Source organism: Chloroflexota bacterium, from assembly GCA_014360905.1.
Taxonomy (GTDB): domain Bacteria; phylum Chloroflexota; class Anaerolineae; order UBA2200; family UBA2200; genus JACIWX01.
The window spans coordinates 135,111-160,141 of sequence record JACIWW010000003.1; the positions used below are offsets into that span (position 1 = coordinate 135,111).

The 25,031-nt window shown below is 54.0% G+C and carries 21 protein-coding genes; 12 read left to right on the forward strand and 9 right to left on the reverse strand.

Features of this window, described 5'->3' with window-relative positions:
* Positions 1 to 47: 47 nt before the first annotated feature.
* The 5 genes from H5T67_02455 to H5T67_02475 all read left to right on the forward strand — a co-directional run bounded on the left by H5T67_02455 (position 48) and on the right by H5T67_02475 (position 6,653).
* The gene (locus H5T67_02455; protein ID MBC7244182.1) at positions 48 to 1,484 is read left to right on the forward strand and encodes a hypothetical protein; all 1,437 of its coding nucleotides are present in this window, start codon (positions 48 to 50) and stop codon (positions 1,482 to 1,484) included.
* A gap of 91 nt (positions 1,485 to 1,575) precedes the next feature.
* Positions 1,576 to 3,195: a C10 family peptidase gene (locus H5T67_02460; protein ID MBC7244183.1), complete on the forward strand. Its 1,620-nt coding sequence runs from the start codon at positions 1,576 to 1,578 to the stop codon at positions 3,193 to 3,195.
* Between the two features lie 34 nt (positions 3,196 to 3,229).
* Positions 3,230 to 3,517 carry a hypothetical protein gene (locus H5T67_02465; GenBank protein ID MBC7244184.1) on the forward strand — a complete coding sequence of 96 codons (288 nt, stop codon included), beginning with the start codon at positions 3,230 to 3,232 and terminating at the stop codon, positions 3,515 to 3,517.
* Positions 3,518 to 3,712: 195 nt separating this feature from the next.
* On the forward strand, positions 3,713 to 5,038 hold the full coding sequence (locus tag H5T67_02470; protein ID MBC7244185.1) for a hypothetical protein: 1,326 nt from the start codon (positions 3,713 to 3,715) through the stop codon (positions 5,036 to 5,038).
* Positions 5,039 to 5,063: 25 nt separating this feature from the next.
* Entirely contained in the window at positions 5,064 to 6,653 is a 1,590-nt protein-coding gene (locus H5T67_02475; protein ID MBC7244186.1) for a hypothetical protein, read from the forward strand.
* Between the two features lie 119 nt (positions 6,654 to 6,772).
* On the opposite strand, the gene H5T67_02480 is transcribed toward H5T67_02475, so the two are convergent.
* Together H5T67_02480 and H5T67_02485 are read right to left on the reverse strand one after the other, a co-directional pair.
* Entirely contained in the window at positions 6,773 to 7,294 is a 522-nt protein-coding gene (locus H5T67_02480) for a transposase (protein ID MBC7244187.1), read from the reverse strand.
* Between the two features lie 304 nt (positions 7,295 to 7,598).
* Positions 7,599 to 8,186, reverse strand: a complete 588-nt coding sequence (locus H5T67_02485) for a transposase (GenBank protein ID MBC7244188.1) — start codon at positions 8,184 to 8,186, stop codon at positions 7,599 to 7,601.
* A 121-nt stretch (positions 8,187 to 8,307) separates the two neighbouring features.
* Here H5T67_02485 and H5T67_02490 point away from each other — a divergent pair, with 121 nt between their 5' ends.
* The 7 genes from H5T67_02490 (at position 8,308) to pstB (ending at position 15,860) form a co-directional block, all read left to right on the forward strand.
* Positions 8,308 to 8,889 (forward strand): hypothetical protein, encoded by a 582-nt coding sequence (locus tag H5T67_02490; GenBank protein ID MBC7244189.1) that lies wholly within the window; start codon positions 8,308 to 8,310, stop codon positions 8,887 to 8,889.
* 160 nt (positions 8,890 to 9,049) lie between these two features.
* Positions 9,050 to 9,766 (forward strand): response regulator transcription factor, encoded by a 717-nt coding sequence (locus H5T67_02495; protein ID MBC7244190.1) that lies wholly within the window; start codon positions 9,050 to 9,052, stop codon positions 9,764 to 9,766.
* Between the two features lie 5 nt (positions 9,767 to 9,771).
* The gene (locus H5T67_02500; protein ID MBC7244191.1) at positions 9,772 to 11,535 is read left to right on the forward strand and encodes a HAMP domain-containing protein; all 1,764 of its coding nucleotides are present in this window, start codon (positions 9,772 to 9,774) and stop codon (positions 11,533 to 11,535) included.
* A 124-nt stretch (positions 11,536 to 11,659) separates the two neighbouring features.
* Positions 11,660 to 12,688 carry a phosphate ABC transporter substrate-binding protein PstS family protein gene (pstS, locus tag H5T67_02505; protein ID MBC7244192.1) on the forward strand — a complete coding sequence of 343 codons (1,029 nt, stop codon included), beginning with the start codon at positions 11,660 to 11,662 and terminating at the stop codon, positions 12,686 to 12,688.
* Between the two features lie 123 nt (positions 12,689 to 12,811).
* Positions 12,812 to 13,747, forward strand: a complete 936-nt coding sequence (pstC, locus tag H5T67_02510; GenBank protein MBC7244193.1) for a phosphate ABC transporter permease subunit PstC — start codon at positions 12,812 to 12,814, stop codon at positions 13,745 to 13,747.
* A complete protein-coding gene (pstA, locus tag H5T67_02515; GenBank protein ID MBC7244194.1) occupies positions 13,744 to 15,021 on the forward strand; it encodes a phosphate ABC transporter permease PstA in 1,278 nt (425 codons plus the stop codon). The genes pstC and pstA overlap by 4 nt, the downstream gene beginning before the upstream one ends.
* 32 nt (positions 15,022 to 15,053) lie before the next feature.
* Positions 15,054 to 15,860: a phosphate ABC transporter ATP-binding protein gene (gene pstB / locus H5T67_02520; GenBank protein MBC7244195.1), complete on the forward strand. Its 807-nt coding sequence runs from the start codon at positions 15,054 to 15,056 to the stop codon at positions 15,858 to 15,860.
* A gap of 96 nt (positions 15,861 to 15,956) precedes the next feature.
* On the opposite strand, the gene gltA is transcribed toward pstB, so the two are convergent.
* The 7 genes from gltA to H5T67_02555 form a co-directional block, all read right to left on the reverse strand.
* Complete coding sequence (gene gltA, locus H5T67_02525; GenBank protein MBC7244196.1) at positions 15,957 to 17,375, reverse strand: NADPH-dependent glutamate synthase; 1,419 nt, start codon at positions 17,373 to 17,375, stop codon at positions 15,957 to 15,959.
* A gap of 2 nt (positions 17,376 to 17,377) precedes the next feature.
* On the reverse strand, positions 17,378 to 18,235 hold the full coding sequence (locus H5T67_02530) for a sulfide/dihydroorotate dehydrogenase-like FAD/NAD-binding protein (GenBank protein MBC7244197.1): 858 nt from the start codon (positions 18,233 to 18,235) through the stop codon (positions 17,378 to 17,380).
* Positions 18,236 to 18,408: 173 nt separating this feature from the next.
* On the reverse strand, positions 18,409 to 18,612 hold the full coding sequence (locus H5T67_02535; protein ID MBC7244198.1) for a hypothetical protein: 204 nt from the start codon (positions 18,610 to 18,612) through the stop codon (positions 18,409 to 18,411).
* A gap of 6 nt (positions 18,613 to 18,618) precedes the next feature.
* Positions 18,619 to 18,906, reverse strand: coding sequence for a hypothetical protein (locus tag H5T67_02540; GenBank protein ID MBC7244199.1), 288 nt, complete (start codon positions 18,904 to 18,906; stop codon positions 18,619 to 18,621).
* Positions 18,907 to 18,940: 34 nt separating this feature from the next.
* Complete coding sequence (locus H5T67_02545; protein MBC7244200.1) at positions 18,941 to 20,623, reverse strand: glutamine--tRNA ligase/YqeY domain fusion protein; 1,683 nt, start codon at positions 20,621 to 20,623, stop codon at positions 18,941 to 18,943.
* Between the two features lie 243 nt (positions 20,624 to 20,866).
* A complete protein-coding gene (locus tag H5T67_02550) occupies positions 20,867 to 24,685 on the reverse strand; it encodes a DNRLRE domain-containing protein (GenBank protein MBC7244201.1) in 3,819 nt (1,272 codons plus the stop codon).
* Positions 24,686 to 24,862: 177 nt separating this feature from the next.
* A partial coding sequence (locus H5T67_02555; GenBank protein ID MBC7244202.1) for a hypothetical protein occupies positions 24,863 to 25,031 on the reverse strand: 169 nt, incomplete at its 5' end.

Here is a 25,031-nt window from a genome sequence, read left to right on the forward strand (position 1 = left end):
AGCTCTGGAATGACGCCACGGCCGGCAGCCAGGTAGGGAGCGACATCGTGAAGAGTGGTGTGCCCGTGAGCAATGGCCTGTTCACCGTAGAGTTGGATGTGCCACAGAGTGCCTTCAACGGCCAGGCGCTCTGGCTGCGCATTCGGGTCGGCGGCGAGTGGCTCTCGCCCCGTCAGCCGCTATTGCCGGCGCCCTATGCGCTGGGACTGCGGCCCGGTGCCAATGTCACCGGTGACATCTCCGGCGCAATCCTGGGCCTGCGTAACACCGCTGCCAGCGACATCTTCGCTTCCGGCGTGTACGGCCAGAGTGACAGTACCTCTGGGTCGGGCGTGTACGGCTATGCCAGCGCCGCCAGCGGCGTGGCCTATGGCGTGAAGGGCGCCAGCAACAGCCCTGCTGGCACGGGCGTGTACGGTCTCAGCAATACCAGCGGCAACGGGGTGGCTGGCCAAAGCAGCAGTGGCAACGGTGTGTCTGGCATAAGCAGCACGGGCGACGGCGTGCGCGGTCAGAGCTCAGGGGCCAACAAGAGCGGCGTGTATGGCGTCAATACCGGTAGCGGCTTCGGTGTGTATGGCTCCAGCAGCAGCGGGAACGGCGTGACTGGCATAAGCAGCACGGGCGACGGTGTGCGCGGCGAGACGTCAGGGGCTAACAAAAGCGGCGTGTACGGTCTCCATACCGGGAACGGCTTTGGCGTGTATGGCGCCAGCAACGGCAGCGGCGGCGTCGGCGTGTATGCAACTGCTCCCTGGCGCGGCGTGGTTGGCTACGCCACCGCTACCAGCGGCGCCAACATCGGCGTGTATGGTGAGAGTGCCAGCACCTCCGGCACTGGCGTGTCTGGCGTCAATACCAGTAGCGGCACTGGCGTGACTGGCTCCAGCAGCACCGGCGACGGCGTGCGCGGTCAGAGCTCAGGGGCCAACAAGAGCGGCGTGTACGGCGTCAATACCGGCAGCGGCTTCGGTGTGTATGGCTCCAGCAGCAGCGGATACGCTGGAGGCTTCAGAGGAAATGTAGCGGTATTCAGTCGCGCCACGGGCGCCACCATTCTGGAACTTGGCGAGGGGCTTGATTATGCCGAGGGTTTTGATGTTTCGGACCAGGGAGAAATTCTCCCCGGTACCGTGCTGGTGATAGACCCTGACCAGCCCGGAAAACTGACCGTGAGCAATACGCCCTATGATCGCAAGGTTGCCGGGATCGTGACTGGGGCCAAGGGCTTAGGCTCTGGCGTGCGCCTGGGAGTGGATCAGTTCGACTACGACGTGGCGCTGGCCGGCCGGGTTTACTGCAACGTGGATACGACCTATGGCGCAGTATCGCCTGGAGACTTGTTGACTACGTCACCCACCCCTGGCTATGCCATGGTGGCCAAAGACTATGAGAAGGCGCAGGGTGCCATCCTGGGTAAGGCGATGGAAGGGCTGCCCGCTGGCCAGAAAGGGCAGATCCTTGTCCTGGTAACCTTGCAATAGGATGAGTGCCGCCGAAATGCCAGGGAGTCTCTTTCTGGCAAGAAGATGGCTGCCGGCCTTTACCTAGCGAAATAATGATACGGAGTTCCATATGTCTGAGAAATCCATCGTATGGGCGTATCGGTCCCTGTTCTCCATTGTGGTGGCGCTAACCTTCACCCTTTCCAGCGCACTGATGCGCTACACAGGGATGGCAGCGCCTCCAGACAATGACCATATCGCCACGTGCGAAGAGGCCAGAACCGTGGCCGAAAACTGGCTTCGGTTGATTGTGGAACGAGACGGTCAGTGGAGTGGAGAAAAGCACCCTTCTATAGACAACTTGACCGAGCTCAGGAGGGGGGATCTGCTCCTGGGCTATTATGCGTCGGTTCAACCACAGGGATACGTCGTCATCTCGTTTCTGAAGGATTTTCCACCCATCCGTGCCTATTCCATAGATAGCAGCTTGAATCCCGACGCTGAGGGAGGAATGGCGGATCTGCTGAAAGATGTGGCGGAGGCTCAAATAAAGTTCTTGATCCAGCAATTCGGCGGGCTGGAGAAAGCGAGAACGGAGGAAATAGACGAATCCGCCTCGATTGCCAACCGCCTGGCATGGTTATACCTTCTGCAAGGCGCTGGTTCACTGCCGACGAACCTTCGTTCTCTCTATGCTCAAAGCAGCGTCCAGGTTGGCCCGCTTCTGAAGACCAGTTGGCATCAAAGGGCTCCTTACAATTTCTCTTGTCCAGAGATGATTGGCGATGAAGCATGTGCGAATGCGGTGGTTGGCTGTGTACAACTGGCTACGGCACAGGTCATGCGCTACTTTCATTGGCCTCCGTACTATTCTGGAGCCTTTCGTTTTTACTTTGACTGGCCGAATATGCTCAACCGGTACGTTCGAGCAAATGGCTGGTTCAATGACGAAAATGGCAATCCAGTGACGCAAGCTCAAATTGATGCTGTAGCTGCCCTTTGTGCTATCGCTGGGCAAGCCATGTATACGGATTATGGCTGTGACATCACTTATGGCGCGCTCTGCCATTGGTTGGTTGACGATGCAAGAGATGCTCTGGAGGATGATTTTTTCTACTCCAACCCAGATCTGGACCAACCGTATTGCGAGGAGCGTGATAGTTATAGCCTGGATGAGTGGTGGAACATAATAAAACAGGAAATTGATAACAATCGGCCGGTGGTATATCGTATCGCAACTGGAGCGGTGTTTATATCAGATTTTGATCATGCCATAGTGGTGGATGGGTACGACAATACCGGGGGGCTTTATCAGGTACATGCTAACTACGGTTGGGATGATCCACACACCGCCTGGTATACTTTGGACAACTTTGACTGCGACAATGCGCCGGGTTGGCAGGGTGGGTGTTCTTGGGACGAAGAGGAGTTGATTCGTCATATCTACCCGCGCACCGGACATTGTGGAGTCTCCTGGGGGACTTTGGGGCCGCGGAATAGCGCCACCGATCTTCCCCATTACATTTACTGTGATGTGATTTTCGTGAACACGACAATCCAGGGCGGCGCATGGGTGCAATTCCTGCCGGGCACTAGCATCACAGGTGGTTCCGCTTCGGCCGTTACCATTGAGGGGAGATCGCCGGGCGAGACCCGCTTTTACTCAGAAGGCCTTACCACGCGCGGGCTCAAGGTCGCCGCCGGCGGCAAGATCAAGCTACACAGCAACGGCAGTATCCGCGTGCGTTGATCTGGAAACCGATGCAAGAAAGTGAGAGATAGCCATGAGAAGAACACTCTTCATAGCTGCCAGTTTAGTGCTGGCTTGTTTGGTTGCCACAGAAACGATAGCGTCCATGGCCGACTTCGATTTGAGCTGGCACGTCATCGCCGGCGGGGGAGGCCAATCCGTGTCGTCCAGCTATATCGTGAGCGGCACCGTGGGCCAGGCGCATACAGGTGCGCTTGCCGGCGGCCCCTATACCCTGAGTGGTGGCTTCTGGAGCGGCGGGGTAGGTGTTGCCGTGGCGGGGTACCGGGTCTACCTGCCGTCGTTGTTGAGGAATCGTTAGCCCGTTGTCCTCCTCTCACAAATGGGAGAGGGTAGGGGTTGGAAAGGTAAAGCGTTTCGTGCTCAAGGAGCACAACCAGTGCTTCCAGCTCAACGGCAGACCGCTGTGCGCCATTATAGGTCTGTGCTCCCATGAGTGCAGAGCATCGTTCGATTGCAGATGTCAGGTCAAGACAAGAGGGAGCGAGGTTTTGCCATGTTCAATCGAATATACAGATTCATCAAGTGGACGGTCTTATTGTCTTTTTGCCTTCTCCTGAGCCTAGAGCAGGGAGGCTGGTCCCAGCCGTCCCTGTCCCCTGGATGCAAGCCTTATGAGTCCTATTTTCTCTTCCATGGAGCCTATCCTGACCAGGAGGGAACCCCTTATGCCGATGAGTTTCAAGGGCTGACTCACGATCAGGACAATTGGTTCTTGTCCTCAAACACACATGAAGTGCCCCAGCTTTGGAAAGTCCCCGTGCAATATGATTTGAGACATGTGACGGACAACCAGAATCAATACCCGGGAGTCATTCGTCGTATGATATCTGAAACTCCTCTTGCCCAGCTTGGGTATAACCACTTTGGTGATATCTCATACTACCGATATGCAGGACAGGGTTATATCATCGTGCCCGTGGAGAAGGAAAGGTCCTATACGGTGCCTAACGTTCTTGCCTTCTTTAGAGCGAATGATCTTGCATATGTAAACATGACCAGTGTGCCAAATTTCGGAGCTTGTCGAGATCCTGAAGGCCGGTCATTGGGGTGGGTTGCGGTAGATCCAGACGGAAACCTGTATTCTTCGGGGGATTGTACGTGGTCGATTTACAAGTTCTCTTTAAACTGGGCCGATCTGCCGAACAAACCGGTGAATCTGACACTTCTTGCTAGCATCAACCTTTTGGACGAAGATGGCACCCCGCTGATGTTAGGACGTACGCAGGGCGGAGTGTTCTCAGAAAGTGGACGTCTACTTTATATAGTGTCTGGTAGCGAAAGCGGCGTATTCCAGTACCGCAATGACGGAATAAGTGTGTTTGACACCCGAACCTGGCATAGGGTAGCCCAATCCACGAATGGCTTCGGTCACTTTAATTATCGCTACAGTGCAGGTTTCCCAGCATTCGACGAACCGGAAGGGATAACGATATGGGACCTGGATGACGGACGGGCACCAGGATTTGGGGGGCAACTCCATGTCGGCTTGCTTGATAATGAGTTGACCGCGGATGATGTCTATCTGTACCACTATATTAACACGATCTATGTGGATTCTTCCTATATGGGTGAGGAGACGGGTGAACCACACAAGCCGTTCAACACCGTCGGTGAGGCTAACGACCTGGCCTGGAACGGCGCACGGATCAAAATCAAGCCAGTTAGTATAGGCCCCTATTGGGAGGCGCTTACCTTTTCCAAACGGATACAATTACTTGCTGGAGACGGGGCCGCCACTATCGGAATGCTAGGGCGCGTTCGCTTAACGACCAAAGGGGCCATAAATATCTGCAACGGTGGCAGTCTAAAGGTCTATTGATGAAGCAGTAAAGAGGACTGCATTGATGGAAATTAGGGAAGCTATAATAATTGCTGCCCTGGCGGCAACCCTTGCCGTCAGCCCTCGTGTGGCGGGGGAGTCATTCGTTGACGATGACCGTGATGGCATTGATGATGCGGTGGAGCAGTTCCTGGCGGAGAAATTTGCCCCAGTAGTTTATATAGAGCCTGGCGAGTCCAACTACCCGGCCAACGTTGGCTGGATCCTGCAACGATCCAGCCTTTGGTATTACGAGGATTGCTGGCCCGACATCAATGAACTGGTACTCACAACGGTTGGCTCCCAGGAGAGGCTTATCGGGCCTCCATGGGTGCATCCCGACAGTTGGGGATTGGGACACCCTGAGCGGCACTGTGGCGACCCTCCCCACCATCGACGCATTTCAACTATTGCAGAGGACCCCGATGGTGAAGGTTCCACTGGCTACTCGGATCAAAGTACTTTCGTTCTCCCAGATGTCGCTGAGGCTTATCGCATTGGCAGCCTGGATCCGAGAGAATGGGTAACATATTTTCACGCCTATCCCACTTCTGAGCGTGGGGTCATGATTCAGTATTGGCATGCTTTTTCTTACAACGACTTTACTGTAGGTGATCATGGTGGTGATTGGGATGCAACGATTCACGTGCAGCTTGATAACAACCTCGATCTAAAGGGTGCATGGTTTTCGCGACACCGTGATGATCATCCAGGTACTTTCAAATCGGTGACGGAACTTACTCTATACCAGGGCACGCATATTCTGATGGCCATTGACGGCGGTGGACATGCCGCTTTTGCTTCTCCACAAGACTGGTGTGACTACAACACAGGGGGCTCCCATATGGGCACTATTGTCTGGGGCGACAACCCCGATAATCCAAGTCAGCTCCATAGGGTGCCTGGGGGACTAGGTTTCTGTGACCCGCGCGATTCCTCCGATGTAGCTGGTGGCACTGTGTGGAAGACCTGGACCAGTGGGGACGTGCGACAGGCTGGATCGGTAGAACACGCCATTAATCCGAATCCTAGCAGACACGGCGGCTTGATCAACATGGGCGAGTACAATCCCTGCACCTCCTCGACCTGCCAGGGGACAAAACAAGCCAGTACGCTCCTTGCTGGTCAGTTTCGCCCATTGAATGGGCAGGTGTTTATTCGCTATTCGGGGCGATGGGGAAGCATAGGCATCATATCTAGCGGCCCCCGTGGGCCCGTCTTCCAAGGATTCGACGGGAGTACATACACTGCTTGGTACAACCAGGCCAGCAACGCACCACTCAATCCCAAATTAGTCCTGGATAAAGCCAATGGTGCTATCTTGTGGCACTTGGAAGGAGAAATCTATGATAGAAGGTTGGGCCCTTTGTGCTCGGCCAAAATCCCCTATCTTGTTTCAAGTACTGTAACTGTTCCTGCTGGCGAGATTCTAACTGTTTGCCATGGTGTTACAGTGAGATTTGTTTCAGGTGGGAAAATCAAAGCAAATGGCATTCTGAATGCAGATGGGAGGACAGGAACGATAAAGTTTGTCTCCAATGAAGAAATTACCAAAGGCATGAAAATAGCCTCCCAATTTATCTTGAAAAATGGTGGCGAACTCAAGATTCCCTGAGATGCACTTGGCGAGGTAAAGAGTTTTTTGTCCAAAGAGGAGCCCCAGGGCTTGTGGCTCAAGCGCAGCCGCTCCGCTCGGGGGGTCTAGTCCCTTTGTCCACGACGGCGACGCGCACCTCACGGCCAGTTGAGCCTTCCCAGGCCCATTCGCGGTTGATGCCACCGATTGCTCCCGACGCGATCAACTCGCGTAGCATGCTGGCGACGAACTGTGATGATCAGGCCGGCTGCAACTCCGCTCCAGTGACCTGCTCCATCTCGTCTCGCATCTGGCTGTGTTCCTTGCGCTTCCCGGAGATATGGCTTCTGCTTGACGCGTGGATACTTGTATCGCTCGTCAATGGCCATCTTCTCTATTAGGCACGGTTCCCTCGGTGATATTATCATTTGACTGAACCGTAACATTTTAGTGACATTTTGCGTGCTGAAAGAAAGCGCTAAGAAGTGCTTGGCAGGCAGGTAGAAGTTGCTATACTCTTCCACTTGGCGCTCCGAGAGGTTGTAGAGGTAAGCAAGCAGAAGCATCTTGAGCACGAGGGCGGGATCGTAAGGCGGTCGGCCCTGCTGTCCTTGCCCTTGGTAATACTTAATCAGTTTGTAGGTGAAACATTGCCAGGGGATGACCTGCTTCAGTTGCACTAAGAAGTGATCCGCAGGTACGGTACAACCTGCTCATACAGAAAGTCACCGAAAAAGGAATTGTTGGTGTGCGGTTTGAATCTCTCGTGTCTCATCTTCATCCCCCCACTTATGGCATTGGCTATACCACAGTTTAACCCCTTCTGGCTTGTCCTCAAAAACGAGACTTTCAACACCCTCAGTACTAGGCGGTTGCGTTGAATGTTGCTGCGGGGGTGCGAATAGGACAAAAAGGCACGGAGGAGCAACAGAGGTGTGCATAGGGCAGAAGGGCGCGGTTGACGAGGCAGGATGCCTGGGCTGGTCAGATGCCGAGCGCATCTAGCCAGGTGACGGCTTGCGTATCTGTTGCTGCCACCTGCAGCGGGCACAAACCGGGATAGCGATAGGTTCGTTTTTGCTCCCGGCGCAGTTGATAAGGCTCCAGGTTGATGTACGTGAGCCAGAGGAGGTTGAAAGCATCGCATCCGCCGTTGCTCATGAAGCAACCCATGCGGCGCACTCGTTGTCGGTAGCGTCGGAAGAAGCGTTCAGCGACGTTACTGGTACGGCCCATGCCGTCTACCACCTGGCTAGTGTGCAACAGGGCTTCTTCTAGGGCCTTGCCGATGAGTTGAATGGCTGGCTGCAAGGAGGGGACATGAGACCATACGCTTTGGAGGGCTGAGAAAGCTTCTTGGGCTTCCTGGAGGGAGAGTGCATCCCAGACGGCATGGAGCATATCTTGGAGGATGTCCATAGCTTCGTCGGCGGCTCGTTCGGCGAAGGCTTGCAGGTGCGGGCTGATGTTGCGCCACAGGTGAAAGAGGCTGCGCTGCTGTTTGGCCCAGCGCAAGACCCGATCCAAGACATAGCGATAAGAAACGGCTCCGTCGCTCACGAGCACGCGCACATCTTCTGCCCAAGGCCCACCAGGCCAGAGCGAGACGGAACTGACCGGCGATCACGGCCTCGCTCTCCGTGCGCAAGCGACCCACCACCAGGCCGACACGGGTGACAGCATCGGCGATGAGGTGCAGCGGAGTAGGCACGCCACGGATGTAGCTGGCAGACGCAGCGGCCACCAGCGCGCCGCTGAAGCGGATCAAGTGCTGCCAACGGCCTTGTTGGGCCTGCTTCTCGACTTGCTGAGCCGCCTGCTGTTCCCAGCGCCAAACGCTGGTGTGGCTCAAGCGGGCGGTCGTTTCCGCAGGAGGGCTGAGAGGCAGCAAAGGATTCCAGATCAAAGCGCGTTCTGTGCCCTGGTTGATCTCCGAGCGCAGCCACTGCGCAGCAGCGCGCACAGAAGCACCGACGTGGAAGTACAGATCGAGGGCCTTGCGCCGCACCTGCCTGGTGTAGCGGGCCCGTGCTTCGCGGCGGGGGTCAGGTGGGGAATAGCTGCACCGGCAAAGATGACACCAATAGCGCTGCACCTTCTCCTGGTGCACTCCGCCCACATCACGGATGGTGACGATGTAGAAGCCATGCCTCTTGGTCATGCGCCGACCGCAGTAGGGACAACGCCGCGGATCAGTGGGCTCCAACAGCTCCTTGACAAATTCCCGTGCACTCTCGATAACATTCATGGCGGCCTCGACCTCCTGGCTGTATAGCTTCCTTATTTGCCAGAGATCGGGCCGCCTGTCATCTTTAAACTCCAGCAACAATATATGCAACCGCCTAAGATTAGCGCATCTTTGCTCGGTGTAAATATCTATGTTAAAATGACTTAACGATTTCTGTTCTGCAAGAGAATTGGTGGATAGTGTAAAAATGGAGTCAGAAGTCAAGGACAAGATCTTGGTCGTAGAGGATGATCCTATTCTCCTCGAGACGCTGCAGTACAACCTGCGCCGTCAAGGTTATTCGGTTATCACAGCCACCGATGGGATGAGTGCGGTAGAGCTAGCCCGAAGGGAACGCCCAGATGTAATCCTCCTGGATGTGATGATTCCCAAGATAGATGGGTTTGAGGTGTGCCGCATCTTGCGCCAGGAGATGAACATACCCATTCTCATGCTCACCGCTCGTGATGAGGAAATTGACAAGGTTGTAGGCCTGGAAGTGGGTGCGGACGATTACATGACCAAGCCTTTTTCCATGCGAGAGCTCCTGGCTAGAGTGAAGGCTCTGCTGCGCCGCGTGCGCTTGATCAGAGAGGATATGGCAATGGCGGCCGCGCCTGATGCCAAAAGGTTCGTTTTTGGTGATCTGGTTCTGGATCTGACCCGAGCTGAGCTGCGGCGAGCAGGTACGATTGTGCCCCTCAAGCCAAAGGAGTACGAACTTCTTGTCTTCTTAGCGCGTAACCGTGGCAGGGTCTTGTCCCGTGATTTGATCCTCGAGCGTGTGTGGGGCTGGGACTTTGCTGGGGGAACCAGAACGGTAGATGTGCATATCCGCTGGTTGCGCGAGAAGATCGAACCTGACCCCGCACACCCGACGCGCATTGTTACTGTGCGTGGCCTTGGATACCGTTTTGAAGGATAGATGCCATGTTCCACAACATCCGTTGGCGTATAGCCATTCCCTATATACTGCTTGTGGCCTTGATCATGATCGCCCTCACAATCTATCTGAACCATTTCCTGCACGAGGTGTACAAGGCTGATGTGCAAGCGCAGCTTCTTTCCGAAGCGCGTTTGGTTGGCAATGCTTTGGAACGATCTATAGCACAAGGAGCAACAGCAGATGAATTGGACGCCTTGGCTAGTCAATGGGCACGTGAGATCGAGGCACGTATCACCATTATTGCACCCGATGGCGTTGTGCTGGGCGATTCGCATGAAGATCGGGCGCGCATGGATAATCACCTGTGGCGGCCAGAAGTTCAACAAGCCCTGGCTGAGGGACGAGGTAACAGCGCGCGTTTTAGTGCAACCCTAGGGTACGAGATGATGTACACTGCAGTTCTGGTAAAGTCGGATGAGACAATCACGGCTATTGTCCGAGTGGCGCGTCCTTTACGCCAGGTCGAGCTCTATACGGCGCGACTGCATCAGAGCATCTTGTTAGTTGCAATAGCAGCGTCCGTAGTTGCAGCATTTCTTGCCTTGCTCATTGTCGAGCGCACTGTGAGTCCTATTCGTCGGCTAACCAGCGAGGCCGAACAAATGGCGGGAGGTGATTTGAGCGTTTCGGTAACTCCAGTCACACGCGATGAAATAGGGCAATTGGGCAGAGCTTTCAATCGCATGGCGGCGCAACTTCGGGAAAAGATGACCGCGTTGGAAGAGGAGAAGAACCTTTTCGCTACTGTTCAGGCGTACATGGCGGATGGTGCGCTCATCGTGGATGGTGCCGGGCGAATTTTATTGATCAATGCTGCTGCGGCTAGGCTGCTGGGCACAACTGAAAAAGAGGCAATGGGGCGCTCTTTTGCTCAGATAGTTCGACATCATAGAATAATCGAGTTGGTACGACGCAGCCAGGATGACGGCCAGGAACAAGAGGACACTGTTGAGATGTACCGCCAAGGGCCTTTCCTGCGGGTTATCGTGACCCCTATCCGTGGTGGAGGCAAAGCCGGAATTCTGGTCATTCTTCAAGACCTTACCCAGATTCGGCGGCTAGAAACGATACGACGCGATTTTGTCAGCAACGTCTCGCATGAACTCCGTACTCCTCTTGCCTCGCTGAAGGCATTAGTAGAAACACTGCGCGATGGAGCTTTAGATGACAAGGAAGCGGCCCTGCGCTTTCTAAACCGCATGGAGACCGAGGTGGATGCACTCACTCAGATGGTGAAGGAGCTGTTAGAGTTGTCACGTATTGAGTCAGGGCAAGTTCCTTTGCAATTGACGTCTGCGGCGGTAGCAGAGGTGGTATTGCCGCCCGTGGAGCGGCTGCGCCCTCAAGCTGAGCGTGCCGGGTTGCATCTGAGTGTTACTATTCCGTCAGCTCTTCCCCCTGTGCATGCGGATATCGAACGAGTGCAACAAGTCATCACGAACTTGGTGCACAATGCGATCAAATTCACTCCATCGGGCGGTCAAGTGGAAATCTCGGCGGAGGTTGTAGGGCAGGAGATGGTCATTTCCGTGCGTGATACCGGTATGGGCATCTCTGCGGAGGACCTGCCTCGTATCTTTGAACGTTTCTACAAAGCAGACCGCGCACGATCTGGTGAGGGCACGGGACTTGGGCTAGCCATTGCAAAGCACATTGTTCAAGCTCATGGCGGACGCATCTGGGCTCAGAGCGAAGGTGAGGATCAGGGAAGCACATTCTCTTTTACATTGCCTCTGTGGAACGATTAAATGGAGTAGTTCTGGCTAAAGTTTAACAAAGCTTTAACATATCCTTGATACAGCGTTAAACTCCGTGTGGTAGTATCTCTTCTGGATAGAATGAAAATTAGCAAGAAATTAGGAGGAGACTACCATGCGCAGAATTCTGTTTGTAACCCTACTGTTGTCGTTACTGCTTTCGGCGTGCACCCCCGCACAGCCAACGGCAACACCCACACCATCGCCTATCCTCGTACCGAAGAGCACACCAACGCAAGCGCCCACCGTAGTGCCGACCAAGCCTGCCACGGGTATTGTACTTCCGGAGGTGAATCCTCTCGAGGTCAAGGGCGATATTGTAACGGCAGGCAGTTCTACTGTGTACCCTCTTTCCGAGGCGATTGCCGAGATGTTCAAAGATGAAGGATACAAAGGAAACATCACCATTGACAGCATTGGCAGTGGTGCGGGATTTGAGCGCTTCTGCAAGGCAGGGGAGACGGACATTGCCAACGCCAGCCGTCCGATCAAGAGCAGCGAGGTAGATTCTTGTCGGGCAATTGGTCGCGAGCCCATCGCGTTTCGCATTGGCACGGATGCAGTAGCGGTAGTGGTTAGCAAGAGGAACACCTTCTTACAGAATGTGACTATGGAGCAGTTGGCAAAAATCTTTTCGAACGAAGCAATGAGGTGGTCGGATGTAGATCCATCATGGCCGAAGGAGAACATCCTGCGCTTCAGTCCTGGGACGGACAGTGGCACGTTTGACTTCTTCGTGGAAGAGGTCTTAGGCAAGAAGAAAGAGTTGTTGCTGGAAGCAGCCAATCTGCAGCTCAGCGAGGATGACAATGTGCTTGTGCAGGGTGTGTTGGGCAGCCCGTATGCGATCGGGTACTTTGGCTTTGCCTATTATCAGGAGAATGCAGACAAGATGAACGTGCTTTCGATTGATGGAATTGCTCCTACGCCAGAGACAGTGGACAGTGGCAAGTATCCATTGGCACGACCACTATTCATCTACTCAACAGCGAAGATCATGCGCGAGAAGCCTCAGGTGGCAGCGTTCATCAACTACTACCTGACCAATGTCAACGAGGTGATCCGCAAGGTTGGATACTTCCCGGCCAGCGAAGAGGCCCTGAATGCTTCCAAGAAAGCTTGGCTAGAAGCAGTGGGTCAGTAGCGGACTTTCGCCAATATGGGGAAGGGAGGCACACTTCCTTCCCCTTTCCCCTTTTCTGCTATTGGCACAATCCCCGGAGATGGGAGGGCTATCAGCGTGCACACCCGAATAAATGACTTACAAATGGGCACACGAAGTAAGAAGGAAGAGACAGCCCCACGCTATCTGCGCAAGCGCAGACGCGTAAGGGAAAGCCTTATTCAGACCTTTCTTTATTTCTGCGCGGGAGTCTCGATTCTAACAACGCTTGCACTGGTGATCGTGCTAGGGGAGGAATCCTGGCTTTTCTTTGGCAGCCACGAGGTTGATCTCCGCGAGTTTTTCACCACCACGGTTTGGCAACCGGCCATTGGACGTTTTGGAGTCTGGCCTCTGGTGAATGCCACGATGATGACCACAACCATCGCAATGCTCGTTGCTCTTCCACTAGGGCTGGCCGTAGCAATCTATCTTAGCGAGTACGCTTCTGAGCGTGCGCGCAGCGTACTGAAACCTACCCTGGAGATACTGGCTGGTATTCCAACGGTTGTCTATGGGTACTTTGCACTTACCTTTATGACTCCTCTCCTGCGGGCTATCTTCGGAGACAACGTGGTGGAGATCTACAACACGGCTTCGGCGGGCATGGTCATGGGCATTCTCATCTTACCCTTGGTCAGTTCCATGTCCGAGGATGCACTTAGCGCCGTTCCGCGTTCGTTGCGTGAGGCTTCGTATGCTATGGGAGCGACCAAACTGGAAACGGCAGTGCAGGTAGTAGTGCCGGCAGCGCTTTCGGGCATCGCGGCTGCATTTATCCTAGCAGTCTCACGCGCCGTCGGCGAAACGATGATCGTGGCTATTGCTGCAGGTGCGGGACCAGCCTTCACTTTCAACCCGTTCAAAGCCGCAGAGACCATGACCGGACACATCGTGCGCATCAGCGGTGGCGATCTGAGTTATGATTCCATTGACTACAACAGTCTATTTGCTCTCGGATTGCTGCTGTTCCTCATTACATTGACGCTCAACTTCATCAGCCGTCTTTTTGTAGAGCGTTTCCGGGAGGTGTATGAATGAACACCCCCGTGAAATGTCGAGTATATCCTTTAGAGGGTTATCTTCCTGAGGGAGAATCCCTTCAGCACCAGATCGCCTTGCGCCACCGGAAAGGCAAGGTATGGCATTGGTTGTTTTTAACATCTACCATTATCGGAATCATTGTATTGACGGCTCTGCTCTACAATATCATAGACCAGTCTTTCGGCCTAGTGGTCGTTCAGAATCAGATCGATCCAGAGACCCTTGCGATCAATGGAGTTCCTCTGGAGAATCTGACTAAAGAACAACTGGTGTCTATTCTAGAGCAGTACGTTTCCAAGGGAGTGATGCGACGATTGGAAAGCGAAATCCCCTTTGCCGTGCGCGACTGGGAAAATGTCTATCAACTGGTGCAGGAAAGGGTGATTAGACCCGAGATTGTGCTGACTTGGCGGCTTACGGAATCCATCCTTCATCGAAATGAGATCGCAGCCCTTGTTGCGGAACAATACCCGAAGGGAAAGTTACAGTTCCGCGCATGGATCAATCCCGATTTTATTCGCGGGCATCAGTCCAGCGTGCCAGCCCTAGCAGGCGTTCGCACCGCTATTCTTGGTTCTTTGTGGGTAATTTCCATCACCATTCTAGTAGCGTTTCCACTGGGGCTGGGTGCAGCCATTTATCTGGAAGAATATGCAAAAGACAATGTCGTGACGCGCTTTATCCAAACGAACATTAGCAATCTGGGCGGTGTGCCGTCCATCATCTACGGAATGCTGGGCTTGGCAGTCTTTGTACGGGCTTTGGAGCCATTGACAAGCGGCGCCATCTTTGGAGTTGGCGACCCTGCCACCGCCAACGGGCGTACGGTGCTTTCTGCCTCCTTGACATTGGTCCTGCTTGTTCTTCCTTTGCTTATCACCAATGCTCGAGAAGCTATTCGGGCGGTGCCTCGATCGCTTCGTGAGGCGAGTTATGCTTTGGGTGCAACCAGATGGGAGACAACCTGGCACCATGTGCTTCCCTATGCTATGCCGGGCATTCTCACGGGTACTATTCTAGCGATTTCGCGAGCCATTGGAGAGACTGCGCCCCTCGTAGTAGTAGGAGCATCCACTTTCGTCTCGCTAGACCCCGCTAGCCCGTTTTCCAAGTTTACTGTTTTGCCGGTTCAGATATACCAATGGACCTCTCGACCTCAAAGCCAATTCCGCCATGTTGCAGCGGCAGCGATCATTGTCCTATTGCTCTTGCTTCTTTCGCTCAATTCATTCGCTGTGTTGCTCCGCAACCGATACAGGAGGTCAGTGTAATGAATCTAATCACTACGATTGTGGATCATAGCATGTTGCCGTCCTCAGTAGGTTCCTGTGCTATGGAGTCTGAAGGGGATTATACCATTGAGACACGTGGACTAAGCGTATACTACGGCGACTTTCGCGCTATCAAGGATATCAATATGAGCATTCAGCGCTGCAAGATCACCGCAATTATTGGGCCATCGGGGTGTGGAAAGAGCACTTTGCTGCGCACTTTCAACCGCATGAACGATTTGATTCCAAACAGCCGCGTGGAAGGGCAAGTGCTCTTTGCCGGGCACAACATTTATGAACCGGATGTTGATCCGGTGGAGGTGCGACGACGCATTGGCATGGTCTTCCAGAAGCCCAACCCATTTCCCAAGACGATCTATGAAAACGTTGCTTGGGGTGCACGTATCAACGGGTTCCGCGGAGATATGGACACCTTAGTGGAGCAATGCCTGCGCCAGGCTGCTTTGTGGGATGAGGTGAAAGACAAGCTTCGTGAGAATGCCCTGACCCTATCAGGCGGGCAGCAACAGCGATTGTGCATTGCCCGTGCTATTGCGATCCGTCCTGAGATTATCCTCATGGATGAACCGGCTTCCGCATTGGACCCTATCGCCACGCTCAAGATAGAGGATCTCATGCAGGAGTTGGTACAGAATTACACCATCATCATCGTGACACACAATATGCAACAGGCAGCTCGTGTTTCGGACTATACCGCCTTCTTGATGATGGATACAGATCGAGCAGGATACTTGGTGGAATATGGCTTAACTCGCGATGTTTTCACTAATCCGAGAGACAAACGCACAGAAGATTACATAACAGGAAGGTTTGGATGAGTACAGGTCATGGAATGCATCGAGTTTCTACCCGTGAAAAACCTAGGAAGGATATGAAACGGGAGCTGGCTGAAAACCAGCCCCCGTTTTACATTCCTATTCTGTTTTCTCTACCCACCATGGTTGTGAGGGGTCCCTCAGATAGGCATCAATGTCTGCGGCCGCGCGCTTACCGGCGCCCATGGCGCTAATGACTGTGGCAGCACCCGTTACAATGTCGCCACCAGCCCACACCCGTGGTTTTTTGGTGCGCCCTGTTTCCTCGTTTGCCACTACTGTACCATGTTTAGTTCGCTCCAAATCCGGCGTGTCAGTGAAAACCATGGGGTTAGGGCGTGTGCCTAGAGCCATGATGACCATGTCCACTTCCATGTCGTACTCCGAGCCCGGGATGGGTACAGGCCGCGGCCTGCCGCTGGCATCAGGCTCGCCCAATTGCTGCTTCTGCAGGCGAATGCCGCGCACCCAGCCTTTCTCTGTGCCCAAGACCTCGACTGGCGTAGTCAGATAGTGGAACTGGATGCCCTCTTCCTCGGCATTGGCCAATTCCTCAGCGCGTGCAGGCGCTTCTGCTTTGGTGCGGCGGTAAATGATGTGCACCTCTTCAGCGCCCAGGCGCAGAGCGCAGCGAGCAGCGTCCATCGCCACATTGCCTGCGCCGATCACCGCCACCCGTCGTCCAATCATGATAGGAGTATCGTATTCGGGGAACAGGTAGGCTTTCATCAAGTTGACCCTGGTCAGGAACTCGTTGGCACTGTATACCCCGTTATAGTTCTCGCCAGGGATGTTCATAAACATGGGCAGACCTGCTCCTGTCCCAAGGAAAACAGCATCGTAGCCATGGGCGAGCAGTTCGTCCACGGTGTACAACTTGCCGACTACCGTATTTAGCTTTATCTCCACGCCCAGGCTCTGCACGTACTTGACCTCAGTAGCTACAATGGACTTGGGCAAGCGGAATTCGGGGATGCCGTAGATGAGCACGCCACCCGGCGCATGTAGCGATTCGAAAATGGTTACCCTGTAGCCCATCTTAGCCAAGTCGCCAGCACAGGTCAGCCCGGCTGGGCCAGAACCAATCACGGCCACGCTCTTGCCATTGGGAGGAGCGACGGTGGGCGTGCGCACGCCCTGTGCAATCTCCCAGTCGGCCACATACCGCTCCAGACGGCCAATCGCTACGGGTTCGAATTTCTTGCCCAACACACAGGATGCTTCGCACTGGGTCTCTTGCGGACACACGCGCCCACAAATCGCTGGTAGGTTATTCTTGTCCTTCAATGCCGTTACAGCACCCCACATATCCCCTTCGCGCAGAGCGAAGATGAACTCGGGGATGCGTACTTGCACCGGGCAACCCTCAATGCACGTGGGTTTCTTGCACTGCAAGCAGCGATTCGCTTCGGCTACTGCCTGCTCATGGCTGTAGCCCAGTGCCACTTCGTTAAAGTTGCGGGCGCGCACTTTGGGGTCCTGACGCGGCATCTCATTCCTAGGTGCAACTTTAGCCATATTTACCGAACCTCCTCACAAGGGCATGCCTGTTGATGTTCTCGCTCGAACTTCTCCAGGGCGCGCTTTTCCTGCTCTAGGTAGATGCGTTGGCGCTCCAGTAGCAGATTCCAGTCTACCTCATGCCCATCAAATTCCGGCCCGTCCACACAGACAAAGTGCGTCTTGCCCCCGACCTCGACCCGACATGCACCGCACATTCCCGTGCCGTCCACCATAATCGAGTTCAGGCTGACGATGGTCTTGACCCCAAAGGGTTTTGTGGTCAGGGAACAGAACTTCATCATGATCGCCGGGCCGATAGCCCATACTATATCTACCTTGCGTCCCGATTCGAGGACCTCCTTAAGCGGTTCCGTTACCAGGGCCTTGCGAGCGTAACTCCCATCGTCTGTGCAGACGATCAATTCATCACTCACCGAGCGCATCTTATCCTCCCAGAAGAGCAGGTCCTTGTTCCGTGCACCGATAATGGAGATAACGGTGTTGCCTGCCTCGCGAAGAGCGCGAGCAATGGGATAAATGGGGGCAATACCCACTCCTCCGCCGACGCAGATGACCGTGCCGTAATCTTCGATCTCCGTCGGGCGCCCCAAGGGGCCAGTTAGGCTAGCCAGTTCATCGCCGACATTCTTCGTGCCCAGATATTTGGTCGTTTTGCCTACTTCCTGGAATACCATGGTTAGCTCGCCAGAATCAGGGTCGTAGTCAGCGATGGTGAGCGGGATGCGCTCTCCCCTTTCATCCACGCGCACGATAACAAATTGTCCTGCTTTGGCCTTTCGTGCTACTTCCGGGGCATGTACTTTGAACAACTTTGTTACAGGTGCCAGCACTTCCTTGGCAGTGATGCGATACACTTTCTAGCCTCCTTGTGTTGTATGATGTCTATAGCCGCCATAGTCTGCCTAGCTCAAGATGATCGTGCGTTTCGAGTTCTTCGACATACACCGTGCATTATTTTAGACTAAAGTTTTGACAAGTCAATCAAATCGAGCCCAGGTAAAGCGTTTCCCCTTATTAGGTTTGGGCTTTACGAGATCAGCTTCAAGAACTGACGCAATACAGGAATGAGAGACAAACTAAAACGGATGATCTGCCTGGCCTCAATTGGTTCACCTTCTTCTTGTTGACGCTGGCTAGCCCAACGATAGTAAAGCAGAGCAAGCATGGAACCAAGGAATGCTCCCAGGATGGCACCCAACAACGCTGTGCGCCTTTGTCTACCGTACCTCATCGCAACTCACCTCCAGCCTAGGTGCTTGAAAGCCCGATTGATACCCTCTGTGGTGCTACGCCACCAGATAAACGGTGCAGCCACTGTACCCATAACGCGCTGCGTTACCCGCTGGATCTTCCACACTGTCAAGCGTCCTTTGAACAGCCATGTCCGTGCCTGCATGCTCAATTGGCGCACAGCAGGCAGGATCCGATATAACGCAACCCCTGGCAGCAGGACCAGGGCAATAGCCTCCAAGGTGAGAAGAATCAGGGCAGCGTCACGCCAGAGAGTCAATCTCGTTGCATCCATCTGCTGTACCTTCACGACACAGAATGCAGCTCGTCTACTCTGCTTGCTTGGTCTGCTGAATCTTGGCCCATGTATCGCGCAACGAGACCGTGCGATTGAAGACGAGCTTCCCATCACACGAATCAGGGTCAACGCAGAAGTAGCCTAGTCTCAAGAACTGGTACTTGCTTCCAGGCTGGGCACCAGCTAGGCTTGGCTCTACCCGACATGATGTCAAAACCTCTAGGGAGTTAGGATTCACATAGTTCAAGAAATCGTTCCCTTGGTCAAGCGGGTTGGGCACGGTGAAGAGACGGTCGTACAGGCGCACCTCGGCCTGCAGCGCATGAGCAGCAGAAACCCAATGCAAGGTTCCCTTGACTTTGCGACCGTCGCTAGTCCAACCGCCTCGAGATACAGGGTCATAGGTGCAGTGCAGTTCAATGACCTCGTCGGTTTGTTCATCTTTAACAACCTGTACGCATTTCACATAGTAGGCATGTTTCAGTCTCACTTCCTGACCCGGCGCCAAGCGAAACCATCCTTTCGGCGGATCTTCCTGAAAGTCTTCCCGCTCAATATAGAGTACACGTGAGAATGGCACCTTGCGCGTCCCCATGGAAGGATCTTCAGGGTTGTTCTCCGCCTCTACCTCTTCTACCTGACCCTCTGGATAGTTGTCTATGACCAACCGCAGCGGGCGTAACACGGCCATAACACGAGGGGCCCGTTTGTTCAGATCCTCCCGCACGTGGTGCTCAAGCAGTTCAATGTCAACAACACTGTTGGTCCTGGCCACGCCGATGGTGTCGCAGAAGCTGCGGATAGCCTCTGGGGTATAGCCACGTCGCCGCAGGCCAGAAAGAGTAGGCATACGAGGATCATCCCAGCCCCGGACGTAACCTCCTTCCACCAGTTGCTTCAGGATGCGCTTGCTCATCACTGTGTAAGTGAGATTGAGCCGCGCGAACTCGATCTGCTGTGGATGGTACACTCCCAACTGGTCGAGGAACCAGTCATATAGCTCACGGTTGTTCTCGAATTCCAACGTGCAGAGCGAATGCGTGATCCCTTCAATCGAATCCGAGAGACAATGGGTAAAGTCATACATGGGATAGATGCACCATTTATCACCGGTGCGATGGTGCGTGGCATGGAGAATGCGGTAGATCACCGGATCGCGCATGAGTACGTTGGGCGAAGACATGTCAATCTTGGCACGCAGGACACGAGCACCATCCGGAAACTCGCCAGCACGCATGCGCGCAAACAAATTCAGGTTCTCTTCCACCGAGCGATTGCGGTACGGGCTGTCTCGGCCAGGCTCGGTGAGGGTGCCTCGATATTCCTTGATCTCCTCTTGGCTCAGGTCGCACACATAAGCCTTGCCTGCCTTGATCAACTGTACCGCGTATTCGTAAAGCTGCTCGAAGTAGTCGGACGCGTAGTACTCTCGGTCCTCCCAATCGAAGCCAAGCCATTTGATATCGTGTTTGATAGCTTCGACGTACTCGCTGCTCTCTTTGGTAGGATTCGTGTCATCGAAGCGCAAGTTGCACAGTCCGCTGAATTCCTCTGCCACACCAAAGTTGAGGCATATTGACTTGGCGTGACCAATGTGCAAGTAACCATTTGGCTCCGGTGGAAACCGCGTGTGCACTCGGCCGCCGTATTTATTCGTTCTCAAGTCTTCTCGGATAATGTCTCGGATGAAATCAGAGGGGGTGGACTCAGTCATGCCATACTCCTCGCTTTTGGGTTGAAATGATCCAAGCAAGCTCTGCTGTCGCATCACCATAAGGCATAGTGAATGGCTCGACTACAGAAGCTTAAGGCGACGCACTTTAGCGAGCCAGCATGGCAATTATATCACGTTTTTGAGCCCTCGGCAAGCCCACGTGATTTATCCTTGGCATTGGGAAAGAAGGCCAGAGGATGAGCTGCCTGTCGTCGCATCTCTTGCAGACACGGACAGCGAAGGCTAAGGTGTAGGTTCAAAATAAGTAATGACCAGTTTGGGGCGCAAGTCTACCGATTGGTGCTCGGCACTGGCGAAGTAAAAGATGCCAGTAGCCGTGGGCGATGCCCCACGCAAGAGCAGGCCATAATTGGCAAAATGCCCGTTGAGCCAATCCTGCACCAGCATGGTGATGTCGAAGGCGTACCAACCGGGGATGCCCCAGGTTGTCCCATTGCTGTCTGGCAGGGCGGCGCGGTCGGTCTTGGTATCGTTGGCGCCTGGTGCGCCCCAAGGGTTGCCTGCCTCTGCCTGGTTCCAGGTTGCTTCGCAGGCGTTGACCTTGCGCAAGACGCGGTAGACTTCCATGGCGATGTCGGAGCCTCCCCAGGCCACAGCATATATCTGGAGGGAAGCCTGAGTGACGATGGCGTTGGCAGGTATGGGGGACAGGTCGAAATGGAGCCAAGCGGTGTGTTGTTGTCGGTAGCCGACCTTCCACGTATTGAGTGTGCAGTAGTTGTTATCCGGTTCTTGCAGGAATATGTAGGTGTCCTGGCAGCCTATGTACGCATTGTTGCCCTGCTGCAGAGTCACTGTTGTCTCAATACCACCCGGCGTTGATGTTGCACCTGGGGTAGGAGTATTCACTGTAGGAGTTGCAGTCGGACTATGGGTTGGTGTGCTCGTAATAGTGCGCGTTGCGCTGGGAGTCTGTGTTGGCGTGGGGCTACCCAGCAAAGTCGCTGTAGGACTTGCCAGGAGCGTTTGAGTAGGGCTGAGTGTTGGCGTGCAAGTAGGACTGAATTGGAACGTTGGAGTGGGACTAGCTCCTGGGGTTGACGTAGGGCTTGTAGCAAGGCGGTACGTGATGACTAGCCTGGGGCGTAAGGCAGCGGGTTCATACTGAGCACTGGCAAAGTAGAATATGTTGCTTGATGAAGACGAAGCGCCGCGCAGAAGCAATCCGTTGTTCGCCCAGCGTCCACTTATCCAGTCCTGGACGAGCGTGGTCAGGCGAAATTGATACCATTTGTAAAGACCCTGAGTGGTCACGCTCGCCTCAGGCGTGGTAGATCGGTCGGTTACGGTGTCATTGCATCCTGGGGCGCCCCATGGATTGCCAATGCTTGCCTGGTTCCAAGTGGCCTGACAGGCATTTATGTGGCGCAAAACATTGTACGCATCAATCGCCATGTCAAATCCACTCCAGCCCACCGCGTAAAGCTCGAGGTAGGCCTCTGTAACCAAGGCATTGGCCGGGATGGGCGACAAGTCAAAGTGCAGCAAGGCTGCGTACTGCTGCCGATAACCCATGCGAAACGTGTTCAATGAGCAATAGTTTGTGTCGGGGTTCCAAATATGAATATAGGTATCTTCATAGCCCAGATAGCCATTGACTCCCTGTTGCAAAATAATAGTAGTCTCGGTGCCGACAGGTACAGGTGATGGAGTGGGTGTAGCAGTGGGGGTTGTTGTAACGTTTCCTGACATTGTACTGGTTGGCGTGACGAATGGGGTCAGAGTAGGCGTTGGACTGGTACGGGGCGTCGGTGTAGGGCTGCCAGTCAGGCGATATGTGACGATCAACTTGGGACGCAATGCGAGGGTATTGTGCTGAGCGCTGGCGAAGTAGAAAGCATTGCTTGATACAGCTGATGTGCCTCGCAAGAGCACTCCATTGTTGCCCAAGCTGCCTTCTAGCCAGGAGCGTACAATAGCCGTCACATCGAACCCATACCACTGGCCCACTCCTTTGGTCAGCACACTGCTCTCGGGCATACTCCGCCGATCCGTGCCAGGATCATTGCAGCCAGGTTGTCCCCATAGGTTGCTGTATGCAGCCTGATTCCATGTGGCCTCACAATGCTTTACATTGCGCAGCACAGCGAAGGCTTCAATAGTCATATCGAAGCCGCTCCAGCCCAATGCATACAGTTCCAACCGGGCCTCCGTGACAAGAGCGTTGGCCGGAATGGGTGACAGATCAAAGCGCAAGAGAGTAGCAAGTTGCTGCTTCTGTCCAACTTTCAGTAGGCTGTCCATACAATAATTGTTGCCAGTGTCATAGAGATAGATGTAGGTATCTTCGGTACCGGCATAACCGTTTTGTCCTTGCTGCAAAACGATCGTGGTCTGCCAAAAGCCAGTGGTTGGCGATGGAGTCAGTGTTGCGGTACTGGTTGATGTCGGTGTGCGAACAGGCGTGAGGGTCGCCGTTTGGGCAGCGGTGGCTGTGCGAGTCGGTGTTGGAGTGACGGTTCGGGTAGGCGTCGTGGTTCGCGTAGAGGTCGGGATAGCAGTAGGCGGTGGTGTGCCATCGCTAAGGACCGTGATCCTACCCACAGTATACCTGCCCTTGCCATCAGCCAATTCCGTATTCACTAGGCGGAAATAATGCCAGCCACTGTCCTCTGGCTGGATAATATTCACCAGCGCGATCCTCAGGTCATATTCACCAGGAGGAATGGAAGCAGGAATGAGGATTGGTTGCTCAATACGCACCGGCTGTGCAGAATACCAGTTTGTCGTGGGTACGGAAGGGGTAAAGTTATACGCGAACACGGTCTGGTTGGTTGTGCGATCAACAAAAGCAATCTGGAGGTCATAGGAAACTGGGATGTCCCGAATCCCTTCTCGCCGTGCGCGCATCAATGGCACAGTACCCCGGTTCACCCATTCGGTGGCAAAGACGTACTGCTGACCAGCCAGTACCGCTGATGGGGCTTCGATTCCCTTGAAGACTATTTGTGCCCCTAGATAGCGTGCTGCTAGTTCGCGCGCTTCCTGCCATTTGGCATCGGTGATATTGAAGTAGGTGCTCTGTAAGCAGAGGTAACTGGAATGGTGATCCAATGCCATGCGGATGTAGTAATCGGGTCTATTGAGAAAATCCTCGGTAGCTGCTGGTTCATAGCCCACTCGAGTGGTTGTGTTGTACATGGCGTAGAGTTCATCCACTTTGCCTGGGCCACTAAGACCGTTGAATTTGAGCCAAACGCGCATACCATATTTTGCCATGGCATAATCTACTACTGGCTTGCGCGCTGCCTCCATGCCATATAAACCTGCACCCAATTGGAGTACCACGGGTGTCTTGAGGAAGCCATGAGTCCGCCTCCCATCTTCCCATATGTATTCTTCCTCCAGGTAGATGTCAATAATCTGCTTGACAGCTTCTACGAATTTGGCATCAGTATAACCGGCTGCTAACCAGGCAGCTTCATCCTTCGCCCTATCGCAGATGGTCATCTCGCCGTAGCAGCCGCCGGCCATCATCACAATAGCCTCAACTGTTGGGTTGCCGTCGTAACGGGCCGCCATGGCATGCACGACCCTCCGAAGCAATCTCTGGTAGGTTGTATTCCAGGGGACAGGAGTGCCTCCCCTTGAGCCAATGAGTTGCACTCCTGCATCCACCGCCCATTGTGGCGTTGCACCTTCCGTGGTCAAGACCTGCAACCAGATGCGTTTTCCTAACTTGCGCGCTTTGTCGATGTTTGCGTCTATTGGTCCCCAATAGAATACGCCATTCTGTGGCTCGATAGTACGCCAGCCGCTCACTCCTATGCTTGCGTCATAAGCCCAACTGACATGGGGATACGACAGGATAGCAGGATCGACCCAATGGCATTGCCCCAGACCTTGCTCAGGATTCAGGACAATTTGGTCCGGCAACGTGGGATCAATCTGGAAAGGCGGCAATTTAGTGGCCGTTTCTGCTTGGCTGGTCGGGGTTATGGTTTTCCCTATGAGCAAGGCACAAAGGGCGCAGATCAAGAGCACTATCAATTTGCCATCAATGCAGCGGGAGCAAGGCAATGGCCAACGAACGCGCTTCATGGACGACCTCCTGGTTGCATGATCATGAGTATGTGGATGGACGTGCGTTTTGTCCATGGTGTATTTGTATTCATAACGTATGACGCTGATTTATCTCATTTGTTACGATTTGGTTACAAAAACTGTCCCAAATTGAGCATGCAGGGATTGTAAGATGGCCAAGTCTTGTCTGCATGTTTAGTGGTAGAACAACCTTACTAATACTTGCCTGAAGTAGTGGTTGTAAGTGGCCAATAGATCGTTACCAGCCTCTTTGTCACAAGCGAGCAGCAGGTCGGTACTAATTGGGTCGAGCAGGATAGGTGGTAGCAAGGCGATATGCTCATCCCCAGTATACCCCAAATGG